Consider the following 15,010-nt stretch of genomic DNA (forward strand, 5'->3'; position numbering starts at 1 on the left):
GGGACGTCATGTCGCTGCGCGAACTTCCATTCACCGATCCCGGTGTGCCCGATACCCGATCGGGTCTTCGATTCATCCTCTGGCTCGAGCACCAGCAGATCCGCGGTCAGCTGATCGCGATCTTCTGGGGCCTGTTGTTCTTCGGCGGTATTGCCGCCGCTCCGGTCGCCGTCGGCATCGCCGTCCAGGCCGTCATCGACCGGTCCTGGCCCCGGCTGTTCCTGGCCGGCGGTCTGCTCCTCGTCATGGGCGCCGTCAAAGCCGTCTCCGACGCCTACTTCCACAAAGCGGTCGTGACCAACTGGATCCGTACCGCGGCCCGGATCCAGCAATTGCTCGCGCGGAAGGCCGCCGAGCTCGGCTCGATGCTGACCCGCCGGATCGCGGCCGGTGAGGTCGTCGCGGTCAACAGCGGTGATGTCGAGCGGATCGGCTGGTTCGTCGAGATCATCGGCCGGTTCAGCGCGGCCCTGCTGACCTGTCTGGCGGTCGTGATCGGCCTGCTGTTCTACGAGCCGCAGCTCGGTTTGGCCGTCGCCCTGGCGGTGCCGGTGCTTGCCATCTCGATCGTGCCGCTGCTGAAGCCCGCCGAGCGCCGGGCCGATGCCCAGCGCGCCAAGAACGGCCGGGCCACCGAGCTCGCCGCCGACACCGTGGCGGGCCTGCGGGTGCTGCGCGGGATCGGTGGCGAGGAGCTGTTCCTCGCCCGTTACCGGGCCGCCTCGCAGGAGGTACGTAGTGCCTCGGTGCGCACGGCCCGGATGTGGTCGCTGATCGCCGCGCTGCAGATCTTGCTCTTCGGTTTGTTCCTCGTGTTCATCGTCTGGTTCGGCATCAGCCTGGTGCAGTCCGGCCGGATCGGCGTCGGCGAGCTCGTCACGACGTACGGGTTCGTCACCTTCCTGCTGGTGCCGCTTCAGGTCTTCGAGGAGACCGCGAGCGCCTTCATCTTCTCGAAGGTCTCGGCCCGGCGGGCGGCGCGAGTGCTGTCCATCCGCCGTACCGACGACGCGATGGGCCAGGGTGAAGCTCAGGCAGTTCACGGTGACCTGGTCGATCCAGTGTCGGGTCTGAACGTTCAGGCCGGCAGCTTCACCGCTGTCGTCTGCGGCGATCCCGACGCCGGTGGCAAGCTCGCAGATCGTCTGGGCGGGCACAGCCCCGACGCCGAGGCAGACGACGCATCCGTACTAGTAGGTGGTGTGGCGCTCGACGACCTGCCACTCGACTCTGCCCGTCGTGCCGTGCTCGTTCAGGACAAGGACCCGGTGCTGCTCTCTGGCTCGGTGCACGATCTGTTCGATGTTCCGGCAAGCGGAGACGTCTCTACCGAGGCGGCTCTGCAAGCGGCGCAGTGCGCGGACATCCTCGACGTACTGGCTCAGACCTTGCCGGACGGCGTAGAGGATCCGATGGACGCCGTACTGACCGAGCGTGGGCGTTCGCTGTCCGGAGGCCAACGGCAGCGGGTTGCCCTTGCCAGGTCGTTGTACGTCGATCCGCCGCTGCTGGTGCTGGACGAGCCCACTAGTGCCGTGGACGCGCATACCGAGGCTCGGGTGGCAGACGGCCTGCGGGCGTTGCGAGCCGGCAAGACGACCGTGGTGTTCACGTCGAGCCCGCTGGTGCTGGACCGGGCCGACCAGGTGGTGTTCGTGCCGGACGGCCGAGTGGCCGCCGTAGGCACGCACAACGAGTTGGTGCACAACGATCGCCGCTACCGCGCGGTGGTCACCCGTGAAGACGAAGTCATCGAGGAGTCAGCGTGAAGCGCCCTGAGTACGACCCGGCCGCCCCGCAAGCGGCCGCGCGCCTCCCGGTCGCCGGGACGCCAACGGTCAAGGCGTACATCCGCGAACTGGCCACCCGGCACAAGAAGGCCTTCGGCTGGCTGATCGCGGTCAACGCCGTCGCAGCCATCAGCGGCATGATCGGGCCGTACCTGCTCGGTGAGCTGGTGCAGAAGCTCACCGCGGGTTCGCGCGATCTCAACCTGCCCTGGGTGATCGGGATCTTCCTGGTCGCACTGGCCTTCCAGACCGTGTTCGTGCGCCTGACCCGGTTGCGGGGCGCGGTGCTCGGTGAGCAGATGCTCGCCGACCTCCGGGAGGACTTCCTGGTCCGGGCCGTCGCGCTGCCTCCGGGCGTACTCGAGCGTGCCGGCACGGGTGACCTGCTCTCCCGGATCACGACCGACGTGGACCGCCTCTCGAACGCGATGCGCCATGCCGTTCCGCAGCTGACGATCGCCATCCTGTGGGCGTTCCTGCTGCTCGGCGCGTTGATCGTGACCGCGCCGGAGCTCGCGATCGCCGTGGTCATCGCCGCGCCGATCCTGATCATCGGCGGCCGGTGGTACTTCCGCCGCGCACCTTCGGCCTACCGGTCGGAGGCGGCGGGTTACGCCGCGGTGGCGTCGGTGCTGGCCGAGACGGTCGACGCCGGTCGCACGGTGGAGGCGCACCAGCTGGGTGAGCGCCGGATCGGGATGAGCGATCGCCGGGTTGGCCAATGGGTCGCCTGGGAGCGGTACACCCTGTGGCTGCGGATGATGCTGTTCCCGATCGTCAACACCACGCACACAGTGGCGCTTGCCGCCGTACTGGTGATCGGTGGCGGCTTCGCGATCCAGGGGTGGCTCACGGTTGGCGCACTCACCACTGGCGCGATCTACATCCAGATGCTGGCAGAGCCGGTCAACATGATGCTCCGCTGGTACGACGAGTTGCAGGTGGCTCAGGTCTCTCTGGCCCGGCTTGTCGGCGTGCGCGAGGTTGAGGAGGCCGTGACGGGTGACGAGACCGAGCCCGACGGCAGGACCGTGCTGGCTGACGAGGTGCGTTTCGGTTACCTCGAAGGTCGGGACGTGCTCCACGGCGTCACCCTGAGGGTGGAGCCGGGTGCACGGGTTGCGCTGGTCGGACCTTCTGGTGCGGGCAAGTCGACGCTTGGGCGCCTGCTGGCCGGTATCTACTCGCCACGGCTGGGTGACATCACGTTGGGCGGTGCTGCGCTCGACAAGATGTCTGCCGAGCGAGTCCGGAACCACGTGGCTCTGGTCAACCAGGAGCACCACGTCTTCGTGGGCAGCATGCGGGACAACCTGCGGCTTGCGCGGACGGGTGCCACTGATGCGGAGCTCTGGCAGGCCCTGCGGTCTGTGGACGCTCATGCATGGGTGGCCGGGTTGGACGATGGGCTGGACACAGAGGTCGGTTCGGGCGGCGTATCGCTTGCACCGGCTCAGGCCCAGCAGATCGCGTTGGCCCGGCTGGTACTGGCCGATCCGCACACGCTGGTTCTGGACGAGGCCACCTCGCTCATGGACCCGCGAGCCGCTCGTCACCTGGAGAGGTCGCTCGCCGGCGTACTGGAAGGCCGTACGGTCGTGGCAATCGCCCACCGGCTGCACACCGCCCACGACGCCGACGTGATCGCCGTAGTCGAAGACGGTCGCATCGTCGAGCTAGGCCCGCACGACGACCTAGTAGAAGCCGAAGGCCCCTATGCCGCTCTTTGGCACTCCTGGCATGGGGATCGCTAGGTAAGTTCTATTGGTATGACCTTGTTGAGCACGCTGCTCTCGTTGCCCGCTGTCATGGCATTTGATGTCGACAGCACCGGCCGGTTGCTGGTCGGGTACGACGGGAGCGGCGTGCGTCAGCTCCACGAGGTCTCGCCCGATGGCGAATGGCGTGCGCTGACCGCACTGGCCGACCGGGTCGGGGATGGCCAGTTCGTCCCGGGCACCAGCCAGGTGATCGTCCAGCACGACGCCGACGGCAACGAGCGTGGCCAGTTGTCCCTGCTGGACCTGGCCGATCCGCTGCTCGAGTTGAAGCCGCTCGTCCACGATCCCGCCTACTTCCACTCGATGATCGAGGTCCGGGCCGATCGCCTGCTGTACACGACCAACCGCCGCAACGGCACCGACTTCGACCTGATCGCGCGGGATCTCGCGAACGGCGACGAGACCACGCTGTGGGACGGCGGCGGCTACGTCATGTCGGTGCGACCGTCGCCGGATGGCCGCTGGGTCGCCGTGGTCCGGGCCGGCGGCCCTGCCAATTCGAACCAACTCCTGCTGGTCGAGTCCGGCACCACCCGCACGATCGAGGTCACGTCGTACGACGATCCGACCCACCTGCACGCCGTTTCGTGGCGGCCCGATTCGGCCGGGCTGCTGGTCGCGTCCGACGCCGGGCGGGACCGGATCGCCGTACTCGCGTATGACCTGGCCACCGGCACACTCGCCGATCTCATCGTCGACGAGCGCTGCGACCTGGCCGGGTGGGTCTGCCCGGACGGCGAGCATGTGCTGGTCGCGACCACCGATGACGGCGAGATCTCGCTCGCCCTGCACCGCCTCGCCGACGGCGTACCGGTGGCTCCGCTCGGCCTGCCCGCGGGTGGTTGCGCCGCCCGGCACATGGCCGCGGCCGATCCGCTTTGGTCGAAGGACGGGGCGTACGCGCTGATCAACTACAACTCGCCGACCGAGCCGCCCTGCGTCATCCGGTACAACCGCGAGTCGGGCGAGCTGTTCACCGTTCGCGCACCGGATATGCCTGCTCTGCCGGCGAATTTGCCCACGCCGGAGAGTCATCGGGTCAAGTCGTTCGACGGCGAGCAGATCCCGGTCTTCGTCTACCGCCCGGCCGATGGTGGTGACGGTTCGGCCGTCGTGCTGGTCCACGGTGGGCCCGAGTGGATGTCGGCCCGGGTCTGGCATCCGATGACCGTCGCGCTCGCCGGCCAAGGCCATACCGTCATCGTGCCGAACGTGCGCGGCTCGGCGGGATACGGCAAGCGCTGGTATTCGCTCGACGACAAGTACTTGCGGCTCAACTCAGTCGAAGATCTCGCGGCGATCCACGACTGGTTGCCCGAGCTCGGCCTCGATCCCAACCGTGCCGCGCTGTACGGCGGGTCGTACGGCGGGTACATGGTGCTCGCGGGTCTGGCCTTCCAGCCCGAGCGTTGGGCCGCGGGAGTCGACGTGGTCGGGATGGCTTCGCTGGTGACGTTCCTCGAGAACACCTCGGACTATCGCCGGGTCGCGCGCGAACGCGAGTACGGGTCGTTGACCGAGGACCGCGAGTTCCTCGAACTGGCCAGCCCGCTCAACCGGGTCGACCAGATCCGCGCGCCCTTGCTCGTCATCCACGGCGCGAACGACCCGAGGGTGCCGTTGTCCGAGGCGGAGCAGATCGCCGCCGCACTCACCGCGCGCGACGTACCGTGCGAGCTGCTGGTCTATCGCGACGAGGGGCACGGCCTGCACAAGCGGGTCAACCAGCTCGACGCCTACCCGAAGGCGCTTGCGTTCTTGGCGAAAACCCTTAAATAAAAGGACTTTCGGGCATGATCAGAGTGCCGGCGGTTGCGTCGAGCACCACGCGAGCGCCGAGCGGGACGGCCAGGTTGAGGTCGCCGTGACCGATCGGCGCGTTTTCGACGGCCGGAATACCCAACGGCACAAGGCGTTCGCGCAGCAGGTCCTCGACTAGGCCCGGGCCCTCGGCCTCGGTGAAGTCACCAAGGACGAGACCGGCCACCTGGTCGAACCAGCCCGCCCGAATGAGGTGGGTGAACAACCGGTCCAGCCGGTACACCTCCTCACCGACATCTTCCAGTACGACGATCGCGCCGTCGGGGCTCAGCGCGGTCGCCGTGCCAAAGCTGGCCGCGATCACGGCGAGGTTGCCGCCGAGTAGTCGCCCTTCGGCCCGGCCTGGGACGAGGGTGCGGACCCTGGTCTTCTCCTCGCCTGGTGACACGAGTAGATCGGGGATCGAGTCGGGCTCGAACAGCAAGGCCCGCAGGCGTTCGCGGCTCGCCTCGACCTGGAGCTGCTCGACGGCTCCGACCATCGGCCCATGCACGGTGACGAAGCCGTCCGCGAGGAACAGCTCGTGCAACGCGGTGATATCGCTGAACCCGAGCAGGATCTTCGCCGGTGCGGCGGTCAGCTCGACGGCATCAAGATGCTGGAGCATCCGATGAGCGCCAACGCCGCCTCGCGCACAGAGGACCGCCTTGTACTGCGGGTCGAGCCAGGCCTCGCGGAACTCCTTCGCACGAGTCGCGTCATCCCCTGCCAAATAAGGGAAAGACTCGTTCTGCGCGTAGACCGACGGCATCAGGATCGGGTCCAAACCCCACTCGCGCAGGATGGTCAGCCCAACCTCGAGCCTCTCCTCCTTGACCGGCCCGGACGTGGCCACAACAGCCACCCGATCCCCCACCTTGAGCCGCGCCGGCTTCTTCAGGTCACCCATCAGGCGAGCCTACAGCCCTTCTTTTGCGTTCATTCGTCGCAATCCGCCCTCTCAGGCAGCGAACCTGTACATGTCGGCGGCGGGAAGAGGGCGGATTGCGACGAATGAACGCAAAAGAAGGAAAGGGCTAGCGGGTGATGGTGATGGGGGCGGACTTAATGGTGTTGTTGACGTTTACCGTGAGGGTGACCGTGCCCGGGCGGAGGCCTGTGAGCTGGCCGGTGGCCGGGTCGAAGGCGGCGATGGACCAGAACGGCGCCTCGCGGGCAGGCCCGAGGTGCAGCAACGCCGAGCCCGACCAATCGGCCGATACCGGGAAGGCCACTGGCACCCGGCGATTCTCCTGTACGACGGTCGCGCCTGCCGGAGCCGAGGCATTCACCTTCAACGAGCCCGGCACATTGAGCTCAAGGGCGTCGACGTGCGGCCGGAGTTCGAGCTTGAGCCAGCCGCTCTCGGGCGACGACCAGTGCCGGTACGGCGCCTCGGCCACGCGGGCCGCACCGTCCACGCCGACCAACGCCCAGCCGGTGAAGCCGCCGGCGTCGGGTGCTCCCGTCGGCCCCTTGCCCGCGTTACCCGTGAGCGGCAGCAGCACGCCGTCCGTGCGAGTGGCGGCGAAAGTACCCGCATGGGCAGCCATATACGCGGCCCCCTTACCCGTCGAGGCACGGAAGTCGCCGAGCCAACGGACCAGCAACTCGGCTTCCTTGCGATCGGCCAGCTGCGAGTTCGCGGTCGGCGACGGGTCGTTGATCGGGTGGTGGGCCATCACCACGACGTTCCGGATCTCCTTGTTCCGGGCCGCGTCGTCGAGCTGCCGCCGCAGGTCGAGGATCTGCGCGAACCCGCCCGCCCGCAACGAGCCGAGCGACGAGTCCCGCAGCACGAACCGGGTGCCCTTGTGGTCGAACGTGCTGGTCGGAGCGCCGAACACCTTGCTCCATTCGGACAGGTCGCCCGGGCCGTAGCTCTCGTGGTTACCCGGTACGTAGTGCACCGGCACGCGTCCGCCGACCTCTTCGTCGAGGATCCGTTTGGCCAGCGCGATGTCGTTCGCAAAGGCCCGGTCGACGAAGTCACCGTTGATGACGAGGAACTCGGGCGACTGCGCGAGCGCCTCGCGAATGGTCCGGCGGGCCTGCTTGACCATGTCCGACTCGGGCGCGTCCGCGGTGAACTGGGCATCCGACAGTACGGCGAACTTCCAGCGGTTCGGGCCGATCGCGCCGTCGGTCAGCACCATCGGGTCCACCACCTTGGCCGGCGGCGCCAGCGTCACCGACGGCGCTCTCCGAACGGTGAGGTCGTCCACCACGATCCGGCCCGAGTACTGCCGCGTCGGCACGGTCTCCACGACGTACAGGCGGAAGAACTTCAACGGCATCGCCAGACCCGGCGGGATGTCCGCCTCGACGTACTTCCAGCCGGTCCAGTCGACGGCGGCCGCGAGGTTCACCGTCTTGGCGGCACCACCAGCGGCGTCGTACAGGTTGGCTCGCAGCCAAGCGCCCTTACCGTCGCCGTACACCCAGGCGCCGACCTTCTGCGGTTGCCCGGGCAAGGTCTGCTGAACGGTCTGAGCGAGGTACGCCGCACGCGTCGCCGTGGTGCCGGTCAGCGAGTAGTCGAGGGCGATCGCGCTACCACCATCGTGGCCTTCGGCAACGGACTTGCTCGCGCTCACCACCACCGGGAACGACGTGGCCTGCCAGGTGTTGATGTCGTCGAGCTCATCGACGACCTGGGCGGTCAACCCGGCGGTGACGACGAGTTCCGTGACCAGACCGGCGGCTTTCGCCTTGATCACGGTCGATACCGGCTCGGTGCCGATCGCGGTGACGGCAAACCCATTGCCCTTGGCAACCACGTTGACTTGGCTGGCGTCGTACTCGAGCTTGAGGTCGCGGTTCGACCCAGGTGGCGAAGCCGTCGGCGTCGTACCCGTTGATGCTGAACGTGCCGGGCAGCGAGAGCTGGCGCGTCGACGGCGCGAGGCGCGCGGGCTTGCCGATCACCGTGAGCGGGAAGCGCCCGTGGGCCTGCGCACGCGACGCGATCACCGTGGCCTCACCCGCGCGAACGCCGGTCACGATCGCGGTGCCGTTCGCCGAAGTGAGGCGTGCGTTGGAACCGACGAACCACTGCGGCGCACCGGCGACAGCGGCGTACGTCTCGTCATGACCCCGTCCGGCGAGAACGCGGCTCAGGCCGGTCAGCACGCGGGAGCTGTGGCCGAGATCGGCGTCCGCGGCGGCATCGGCCGTTCCGGTCGCCTCGATGCGGAAGCCCTTGAGGAGTCCGGATCCCTTTACCGCAAGGAGTCCGAGGCCGTTCGGCGTGAGGCGCTCGGCGCCGTCGGACGGCTTGTTGACGACCTCGGGCGTGACCTCACCGGGTGAGCGCTTGAGCATCGTGGACGAACCGCCACCGTCGAGGTTCAGCACGTCGTCCGAGCCGAGGTCGAGCATTAGGCGGCCTAGTTCATATTCTGTCAGGCCACGCGAATCGGCCATCCGCCCGTCGATCGTGAGCAACACCATCCGGCGGCCGTCGGCGGAGAACCCGATCGCGGTCCGCGGATGCATAACGCTGTCGTCGACGTTCAGGACCTGCCCGTCGCGGGCGAGCTGCTTGTTGCCGCTGATGCCGACGGCGATCTCCGCGGCATCGCTGCGCGGGCCGTAGTTCACGTCGATGGTCTCGCCTGGTTCGAAGGCGGTCAGCGCGGTGGCGCCGGCGTCGCGTCCGATCAGGGCGAGTTCCCCGGCGGCGAGTGGCGTCGTACCGGCTGAAGTGTTGCTCGAGACGACCACGCCGTTGCGGAGGATGATCTCGCGTACGGCGGCGACACCGTCGACCGTCCGCGTGCGCGGCGTCGCGCCCCACTGCGAGGTGTAGAGGCCGATGCCGCCGGCCGTGACCTCGGGCGAGTTCAGGTTGGTCAGGTCGAGCTTGCTGCCGTCGTCATCCGCGGCCGTCCCGGTGAGGAAGACCTGCGCGATCCGGCCGATCCCGTCGGCACCGATCACGGCGGACTCGTTGTGACCGGTCTTGGGCGCGTTCACCAGCCGACCGGCGCCACCATCGGCGTCGCGCTCGATCCCGACACCGACGGGCGCACCGGTGTCGTTGATGTCGAAGAAGTCGCCGTTGACGCCGGCGATCGCGCCCTTGCGAGCGACCTGCTGACTGAGCACCTCGCGCCCGGAGACCGTGCCCGGGTTGAGGTAGTCGACCTTCACACCACCTGCGTCCAGGTCCGCGACCAGGATGTCGCCACGCAACCAGCCGCGCGCGTCGAGGCGATCGAAACTGGTGTACGTCACGCCAGGCGCGACCGGGCTGTCCGAGCGCCGCGTGACCAGGCCCTCGCCCGGCGGCGCCAGCGCGACGTCGGGAATGTCCGAGGCGGCCGACGAACCCGGATGTGCTTCCGCGACTCCGGCCGCGGCCAACCTTGCTTGCGGGTCAGGCTCCTGGGACGGCGCCGCGGTGGCAGTTGGCAGGACCAGCGTGGAGGCCAGTGCTCCGGCGAGCACACCAGTCACCAGTCGGCGGGAGGTCTTACGGGCGGACGACGGCATGAGGTCTCCTCGGCAGGGCGGACGCGTCCATCCGACGCCGCGCGCCCTACCGGGAGATGAGGTCCCGATGTACGCCGGTCAACCGGACGGTGACAAAGTAACCCGTCTTAGGCTTGACCGGTAGGTATTTGGCGAGACCAGTGTTGGCGAGACCAGAGTTGGTCAGGGCCGATTGGTTTTGGTCAGGGCAGCTTGACCGGACGGCCGGCGGCCTCCCAGCCGTACATGCCGCCGTCGAGGTTGACCACGTCACGCCCCTCGGCGTTGAGGAACTGGGTCGCCATCCCGGACCGCCCGCCGACCGCGCAAACGCAGACGACCCGCTCGCCCTTCGGCACCTCGCCCACGCGCTCCTGCAACTGGCCGAGCGGGATGTGCTGGGCGCCGGCGATGTGGCCGCGGGCCCACTCGTCCTCCTCGCGCACATCCAGGACAAACACGTCAGCCAACACGTCGTCGGTCAGCTCAGCAATAGTGATCGCGGGAATCTCAGGCATACCCCGATCATTCCAGATGACCTGAGCTCCGCCACGGCCCGCCGGTCTGGCGGGCCATGGACGGGGCCGGCGGTCAGGAGGCGGCTGGGTCGGTCGACTCGGTCGCGGCGGGCTCGGTCGCGGCGGTTGGGGCGTAGACGAGGTGGAGGACGCCGGTCTTGAACGTGGTGGCGCTGACGAGGTCGAGCGGCACCTTCGCGCCGTCGGCGAACAGCTTCTTACCGCTGCCGACCACCACCGGGTGCACCAGCAGATGCAGCTCGTCGACCAGGCGCTGCTCGAGCATCCAGCGCACCAACGTGGCGCTGCCGGTCGTACCGAGCACCTTGTCCTGCTTGAGCGCGGTCAGCTCGGCCGCGACGTCACCGCTGACGACGCTCGAGTTCTCCCACTCCGCGTCGGTCAGGCTGTTCGATACGACGTACTTGCGGGCGCCGTTCATCTGCGCGGTGATCGGGTCGTTGGGGTCAGCGCTCGGCCAGTAGCCGGCGAACTCCTCGTACGTCTGCCGACCCAGCAGCGTCGCGTCGGCCTCGCCCATCAACGCGCCGACAACCGCTCCCATCTCGTCGTCGAAGTAGTCGAAGTGCCACGTCTCGGGCGACTCGATGACGCCGTCGAGCGAGATGAAGAGGCTGGACTTGATCGATCCCATGATCGTCTCCTTGTTCTGGGGCTTTCGGTGCCTTTCACCCCTGCGTCGAAGGACACTCCCAGAATTCGACAACCCCCCGAAACCTTTTCCAACACCCTGGAAAAGCCCCACCCAACTACAGCTCCGACGCCGGCTCGCCCCGAGGCTCAGCCACGACGCCGTGGTCCTCGACCGTCGTCGACCGCAGCGCGGCCAGCAGCTCGGGATCGGCGTAGATCTCGGCCGTGTGGCGCCACTCGGCAATAACCTGCCGAGCGGCCGCGGGCGTGTCCAGCACGTCTAGTAGCTCGTCGGCGAACGTCGCCAGGTCGTCCGCAGGCAGAAGCCGGAAGATGCTGGGCGCCGGGGCGTCGGGATTGTCTGTCATTTGAGGAGTTTGGAGAGGCGGCGGTCGGCTAGGGGTTTGCCGCCGGTTTGGCAGGTGGCGCAGTACTGGAGGGAGGAGTCGGCGAAGCTGACCTCGCGGATGGTGTCGCCGCAGACCGGGCACTTCTGGCCTTTGCGGCCGTGCACGCGCAGGCCGCTCTTCTTCTCGGACTTGAGGTCCTGGGCGGCGAGGCCGGCCGAGCGTTTGACCGCGTCCTCGAGGGTCGCGCGCATCGCGTCGTACAGCTGGGTGAGCTCGTCGGTGCTGAGGTTCGACGCCGGTTTGAACGGGCTCATCTTCGCCACGTGCAGGATCTCGTCGGAGTAGGCGTTGCCGATACCCGCGATGACCGACTGGTTGCGCAGCACGCCCTTGAGCTGGACGCGGCCGGCCGCCTTGAGGATCTCGCCGAAGTCCGCCGCGGTCAGGGTGAACGGATCCGGCCCGAGCTTCGCGATACCGGGGACCTCCAGCGGATCGCGAACGACGTACACCGCGAGCTTTTTCTGGGTGCCGGCCTCGGTGAGGTCGAAACCCGAGCCGTCGTCGAGCACCACGCGGCAGGCGATCGGGCCCTTGCCCGGTCTGACCAGGGTGGTCGACTGCTCCTCGCGCCAGCGCAGCCAGCCCGCGCGGGCCAGGTGCACGACCAGGTGCACGCCCTGGGCCGAGATGTCCAGGAACTTGCCGTGCCGCTGGACGTCGTCGATCAGCAGGCCCACCAAAGACGAGATCGGCGGGTCGTAGGTCTTCAGTGCGCTGATCGCGGTGATGTCGGCACGCACGATCGCCCGCTCGACGGCACGCTCCCGCAGGAACGCCGCCAGGGACTCCACCTCCGGCAACTCGGGCATTCCCCCATTGTGCCCTGAAGAACCGACGGTTTCCGGGTGTTCCTTGGCGGGCACCGCTACGGTCTAAGCAAGACGGTGTGCCGGAACGTGTCCGCGAGGACGCTCGCCCGGTCGAGGAAGGAGGCTTCAGATGAGTTTCATCAAAGGTGTGATCAAGGCAGGCGTGATCGCCAAGGTCGCGCAGATCGCCCAGCGCGAGCTGAGCAAGCCGGAGAACCAGCGCAAGGCCAAGGAGATGATTCAGAAGGTCCGCAACAAGACCCGCTGACCCGGATCAGCCTGGTTTGACGGCCTGCAGGGTGTACGACGCCGCGAGCCGCTCCGGGCGGTCGGTCAGTCGCCATTCGCCGACGTCTGTCTGGGTCATCAGCCCGGGCAGGGCCTCCCAGGGCACGCTGTCGTGCTCGACCAGGCCGGTGAGCTGCAGCCCGGCCTCGAACAAGGCCGTCACGATCTGGCCCAGACCGTGGTTCCACTCGTGGGTCACGGTGTGGGCGAACACGGTCTCCGTCTCGACGTACGTGCCCGGTGCGTCGAAGACGGTCGCTTCGGCCTGCTCGAAATACGGGTAGCCGACCGTCACCAGGCCGTCGGTCCGGGCGTCGTCGAGCGCCCACAGCATCGGGTGGCCCTCCCGGATGAACAAGCGGCCGCCCGGCTTCAGCAGACCCGCGACCACCTCGGCCCACCGCGCCACGCTCGGTAGCCAGCAGAGCGCCCCGATCCCGGTGAAGACCAGGTCGAACTCACCCGCGCCGAGGACCTCCACCGCGTCGTACACATCGGCCTCGTGGAAATCCACCTCATCACCGGTACGGCGGACCAGCTCGCGTGCCTCGGCGATCGCGGCCGGCGAGAAGTCGAGCCCGGACATCCGCGCGCCCAACCGGGACAGCCCGATCGTGTCAGTGCCGATGTGACACTGCAGATGTACGCCGCGGAGACCGCGAACGTCACCCAGCCGTGGCACGTCGAACCGCACCACGCTGCCGACGTACGCCGGGTCGTCCACGAATTGCTGCAGCCCGTAGTCGGCCGACGCCGCATGCGCGGGTGCGCGTTCGTCCCAGTTGGCCCGGTTGATCGTGCGGTAGTCGTTCACAGCCAGACTTTCGCACTCGCCTGTCACACTTCGCCAGCCGATTACGTCAACCGGGTAGATCAGACAGCGGGAGGGACCGGGAGAATGCTGGCGATGAGCGAACAAGAGTGGCTGGCGACGCAGTTCGAGGCGAATCGGCCGCATCTGCGAGCGGTGGCGTACCGGATGCTCGGGTCGTTGCCCGAAGCCGAGGACGCGGTCCAGGAGGGTTGGCTGCGGCTGAGCCGTTCGGACACGACGGCTGTGGATAACCTCGGCGGCTGGCTCACGACCGTGGTGTCGCGCGTCTGTCTGGACATGTTGCGCAGCCGCAAGACCCGGCGCGAGGACTCGCTGGACGCCAAGGCGGGCGAGCTCGCCGAACGCGCGGATGGCGTCGATCCGCAGCAGGAGGCCCAGCTCGCGGACTCGGTCGGCCTCGCGCTGCTCGTCGTACTGGAGATGCTGACGCCGGCGGAACGGCTCGCGTTCGTCCTGCATGACCTGTTCGCGATGCCCTTCGAGGAGATCGCGGACGTCATCGACAAGTCGCCCGCCGCCACGCGCCAGCTGGCGAGCCGCGCCCGTCGCCGGGTGCAGGGCAATCCGGTCGTGCCCGAACAGGACCTCGCCCAGCGCCGACGCGTCGTCGAGGCATTCCTCGCGGCAGCCCGTGGCGGCGATTTCGAAGGCCTGGTCGCGGTGCTCGATCCCGACGTCGTGCTCCGGTCCGACGGCCGCATACCCAAGATCCTCCGGGGCGCGCGCGAGGTCGCGAGCCAGGCGGCGCTGTACTCCAAGCGGGCCGGGTTCTCCCGTTCGGCGCTGGTCAACGGGTCGGCTGGTTTTGTGGTGGCACCGGGTGGACGGTTGATGTCGGTGTTCGCCTTCACGTTCACCGACGACGGGCGGATCAGCGAGATCGACGTCATCACCGACCCGGCCCGTCTCGCCAACCTCGACCTGGGCGTCCTCGGCTGACCGCCCAATCCGGCCTAACGCCGGTGGAAGACCGTCACCGAGTTGGAGCCATAACCGACGCCGTAGATGCCGTCCTGGACGTTGATGGCCTCGAGGCCCGCTGTGCCTATCGCCCAACTGCCGTAGACAGTCCCCTTCGCGCCCCCGCCCTTGTAGAGAGTCAGGGTGGTGACGTACTGATTGCCCTGCCGGTCCCAGCCGCGGGCGTGGACGGCGGCCTGGTACCGGTCGGTCTTGACGTCGGTCAACGTGACCGACATGAAGTAGATCTGCCTGGCGGCGTCGTATCGGCCGATGATCTTGGCGTACGAACCGGAGACGTTTCCTCGGTAGCTGGTGTCCGCGTAGAAGTAGCCGTTCTTCCAGTAGGCGTAGGCATTGGCCGCGGGAACGTTGACGATCCCGATCCCGGCGACTGCAGCGAGCATGGCGGCTGCAGAGATCAGCTTGCGCTTCATGAGCGTTCTCCCCAGAGTTGACTCGACTTTTCGTCCAGCCAACAGGCAAACCATCCGCTCCGGTATCGGCTGTCCGGTACCTGTCACCTGACGTGTTTGCACGCCTGCAAGGTGAACGTCGCCGGCAGGCGTTCGGGGCGACCGGCGAGGCGCCATTCGCCCGCCGAGTCCGTTCCACACCCCCGCAATCCGTTTTCCATTGCGGACAACGGCTTTGAAGCGGGTCTGCAGGTTCGTGCAGAGTCCTGG

General features: G+C 67.9%; 14 protein-coding genes. 5 read left to right on the forward strand and 9 right to left on the reverse strand.

Translation table 11 applies throughout. From position 1 onward, the window contains the following. Positions 1-8 precede the first annotated feature (8 nt). The 3 genes from OG394_RS25190 to OG394_RS25200 are packed head-to-tail and all read left to right on the forward strand — an operon-like array spanning position 9 to position 5,350. Positions 9-1,769 carry an ABC transporter ATP-binding protein gene (locus tag OG394_RS25190; protein ID WP_328989531.1) on the forward strand — a complete coding sequence of 587 codons (1,761 nt, stop codon included), beginning with the start codon at positions 9-11 and terminating at the stop codon, positions 1,767-1,769. Further along, complete coding sequence (locus OG394_RS25195; protein ID WP_328989532.1) at positions 1,766-3,544, forward strand: ABC transporter ATP-binding protein; 1,779 nt, start codon at positions 1,766-1,768, stop codon at positions 3,542-3,544. The genes OG394_RS25190 and OG394_RS25195 overlap by 4 nt, the downstream gene beginning before the upstream one ends. A 15-nt stretch (positions 3,545-3,559) precedes the next feature. Further along, a complete protein-coding gene (locus OG394_RS25200) occupies positions 3,560-5,350 on the forward strand; it encodes a S9 family peptidase (RefSeq protein WP_328989534.1) in 1,791 nt (596 codons plus the stop codon). On the opposite strand, the gene OG394_RS25205 is transcribed toward OG394_RS25200, so the two are convergent. The 7 genes from OG394_RS25205 to OG394_RS25235 form a co-directional block, all read right to left on the reverse strand. Beyond that, positions 5,343-6,281: a S66 peptidase family protein gene (locus tag OG394_RS25205; RefSeq protein ID WP_328989535.1), complete on the reverse strand. Its 939-nt coding sequence runs from the start codon at positions 6,279-6,281 to the stop codon at positions 5,343-5,345. The two genes, OG394_RS25200 and OG394_RS25205, sit on opposite strands and share 8 nt — an antisense overlap. A gap of 127 nt (positions 6,282-6,408) precedes the next feature. Continuing rightward, positions 6,409-8,091 carry a metallophosphoesterase family protein gene (locus OG394_RS25210; RefSeq protein ID WP_328989536.1) on the reverse strand — a complete coding sequence of 561 codons (1,683 nt, stop codon included), beginning with the start codon at positions 8,089-8,091 and terminating at the stop codon, positions 6,409-6,411. After that, positions 8,015-9,868: a phosphodiester glycosidase family protein gene (locus tag OG394_RS25215; RefSeq protein WP_328989537.1), complete on the reverse strand. Its 1,854-nt coding sequence runs from the start codon at positions 9,866-9,868 to the stop codon at positions 8,015-8,017. The genes OG394_RS25210 and OG394_RS25215 overlap by 77 nt, the downstream gene beginning before the upstream one ends. A 182-nt stretch (positions 9,869-10,050) precedes the next feature. Continuing rightward, positions 10,051-10,365: a rhodanese-like domain-containing protein gene (locus tag OG394_RS25220; RefSeq protein WP_328989538.1), complete on the reverse strand. Its 315-nt coding sequence runs from the start codon at positions 10,363-10,365 to the stop codon at positions 10,051-10,053. Positions 10,366-10,438: 73 nt separating this feature from the next. After that, a complete protein-coding gene (locus tag OG394_RS25225) occupies positions 10,439-11,020 on the reverse strand; it encodes a dihydrofolate reductase family protein (protein ID WP_328989540.1) in 582 nt (193 codons plus the stop codon). 115 nt (positions 11,021-11,135) lie between these two features. Further along, positions 11,136-11,387 (reverse strand): hypothetical protein, encoded by a 252-nt coding sequence (locus OG394_RS25230; protein WP_328989541.1) that lies wholly within the window; start codon positions 11,385-11,387, stop codon positions 11,136-11,138. Further along, positions 11,384-12,241 carry an Fpg/Nei family DNA glycosylase gene (locus OG394_RS25235; protein ID WP_328989542.1) on the reverse strand — a complete coding sequence of 286 codons (858 nt, stop codon included), beginning with the start codon at positions 12,239-12,241 and terminating at the stop codon, positions 11,384-11,386. Before OG394_RS25235 ends, OG394_RS25230 begins: the two co-directional genes overlap by 4 nt. Positions 12,242-12,371: 130 nt before the next feature. Between OG394_RS25235 and OG394_RS25240 the strand changes: the two genes are divergently transcribed. Then, on the forward strand, positions 12,372-12,509 hold the full coding sequence (locus tag OG394_RS25240; protein ID WP_328989543.1) for a hypothetical protein: 138 nt from the start codon (positions 12,372-12,374) through the stop codon (positions 12,507-12,509). A 6-nt stretch (positions 12,510-12,515) separates the two neighbouring features. Here the strand turns inward: OG394_RS25240 and OG394_RS25245 are convergent, their stop codons facing one another. Continuing rightward, positions 12,516-13,343, reverse strand: a complete 828-nt coding sequence (locus OG394_RS25245) for a class I SAM-dependent methyltransferase (protein WP_328989544.1) — start codon at positions 13,341-13,343, stop codon at positions 12,516-12,518. A 93-nt stretch (positions 13,344-13,436) separates the two neighbouring features. On the opposite strand from OG394_RS25245, the gene OG394_RS25250 reads away from it, so the two are divergent. Continuing rightward, entirely contained in the window at positions 13,437-14,303 is an 867-nt protein-coding gene (locus OG394_RS25250) for a sigma-70 family RNA polymerase sigma factor (RefSeq protein ID WP_328989545.1), read from the forward strand. 14 nt (positions 14,304-14,317) lie between these two features. On the opposite strand, the gene OG394_RS25255 is transcribed toward OG394_RS25250, so the two are convergent. Further along, on the reverse strand, positions 14,318-14,761 hold the full coding sequence (locus tag OG394_RS25255; RefSeq protein WP_328989546.1) for a hypothetical protein: 444 nt from the start codon (positions 14,759-14,761) through the stop codon (positions 14,318-14,320). Positions 14,762-15,010: the final 249 nt, after the last annotated feature.

This window comes from Kribbella sp. NBC_01245, assembly GCF_036226525.1.
GTDB lineage: Bacteria > Actinomycetota > Actinomycetes > Propionibacteriales > Kribbellaceae > Kribbella.

Excerpts from the sequence above, each read along its gene's own strand:
- OG394_RS25205 (WP_328989535.1), bottom strand. The coding sequence starts at position 6,281 with ATGGGTGACCTGAAGAAGCCGGCGCGGCTCAAGGTGGGGGATCGGGTG.
- OG394_RS25255 (WP_328989546.1), bottom strand. The coding sequence starts at position 14,761 with ATGAAGCGCAAGCTGATCTCTGCAGCCGCCATGCTCGCTGCAGTCGCC.
- OG394_RS25235 (WP_328989542.1), bottom strand. The coding sequence starts at position 12,241 with ATGCCCGAGTTGCCGGAGGTGGAGTCCCTGGCGGCGTTCCTGCGGGAG.
- OG394_RS25225 (WP_328989540.1), bottom strand. The coding sequence starts at position 11,020 with ATGGGATCGATCAAGTCCAGCCTCTTCATCTCGCTCGACGGCGTCATC.
- OG394_RS25250 (WP_328989545.1), top strand. The coding sequence starts at position 13,437 with ATGAGCGAACAAGAGTGGCTGGCGACGCAGTTCGAGGCGAATCGGCCG.
- OG394_RS25190 (WP_328989531.1), top strand. The coding sequence starts at position 9 with ATGTCGCTGCGCGAACTTCCATTCACCGATCCCGGTGTGCCCGATACC.
- OG394_RS25240 (WP_328989543.1), top strand. The coding sequence starts at position 12,372 with ATGAGTTTCATCAAAGGTGTGATCAAGGCAGGCGTGATCGCCAAGGTC.
- OG394_RS25215 (WP_328989537.1), bottom strand. The coding sequence starts at position 9,868 with ATGCCGTCGTCCGCCCGTAAGACCTCCCGCCGACTGGTGACTGGTGTG.
- OG394_RS25230 (WP_328989541.1), bottom strand. The coding sequence starts at position 11,387 with ATGACAGACAATCCCGACGCCCCGGCGCCCAGCATCTTCCGGCTTCTG.
- OG394_RS25220 (WP_328989538.1), bottom strand. The coding sequence starts at position 10,365 with ATGCCTGAGATTCCCGCGATCACTATTGCTGAGCTGACCGACGACGTG.
- OG394_RS25200 (WP_328989534.1), top strand. The coding sequence starts at position 3,560 with ATGACCTTGTTGAGCACGCTGCTCTCGTTGCCCGCTGTCATGGCATTT.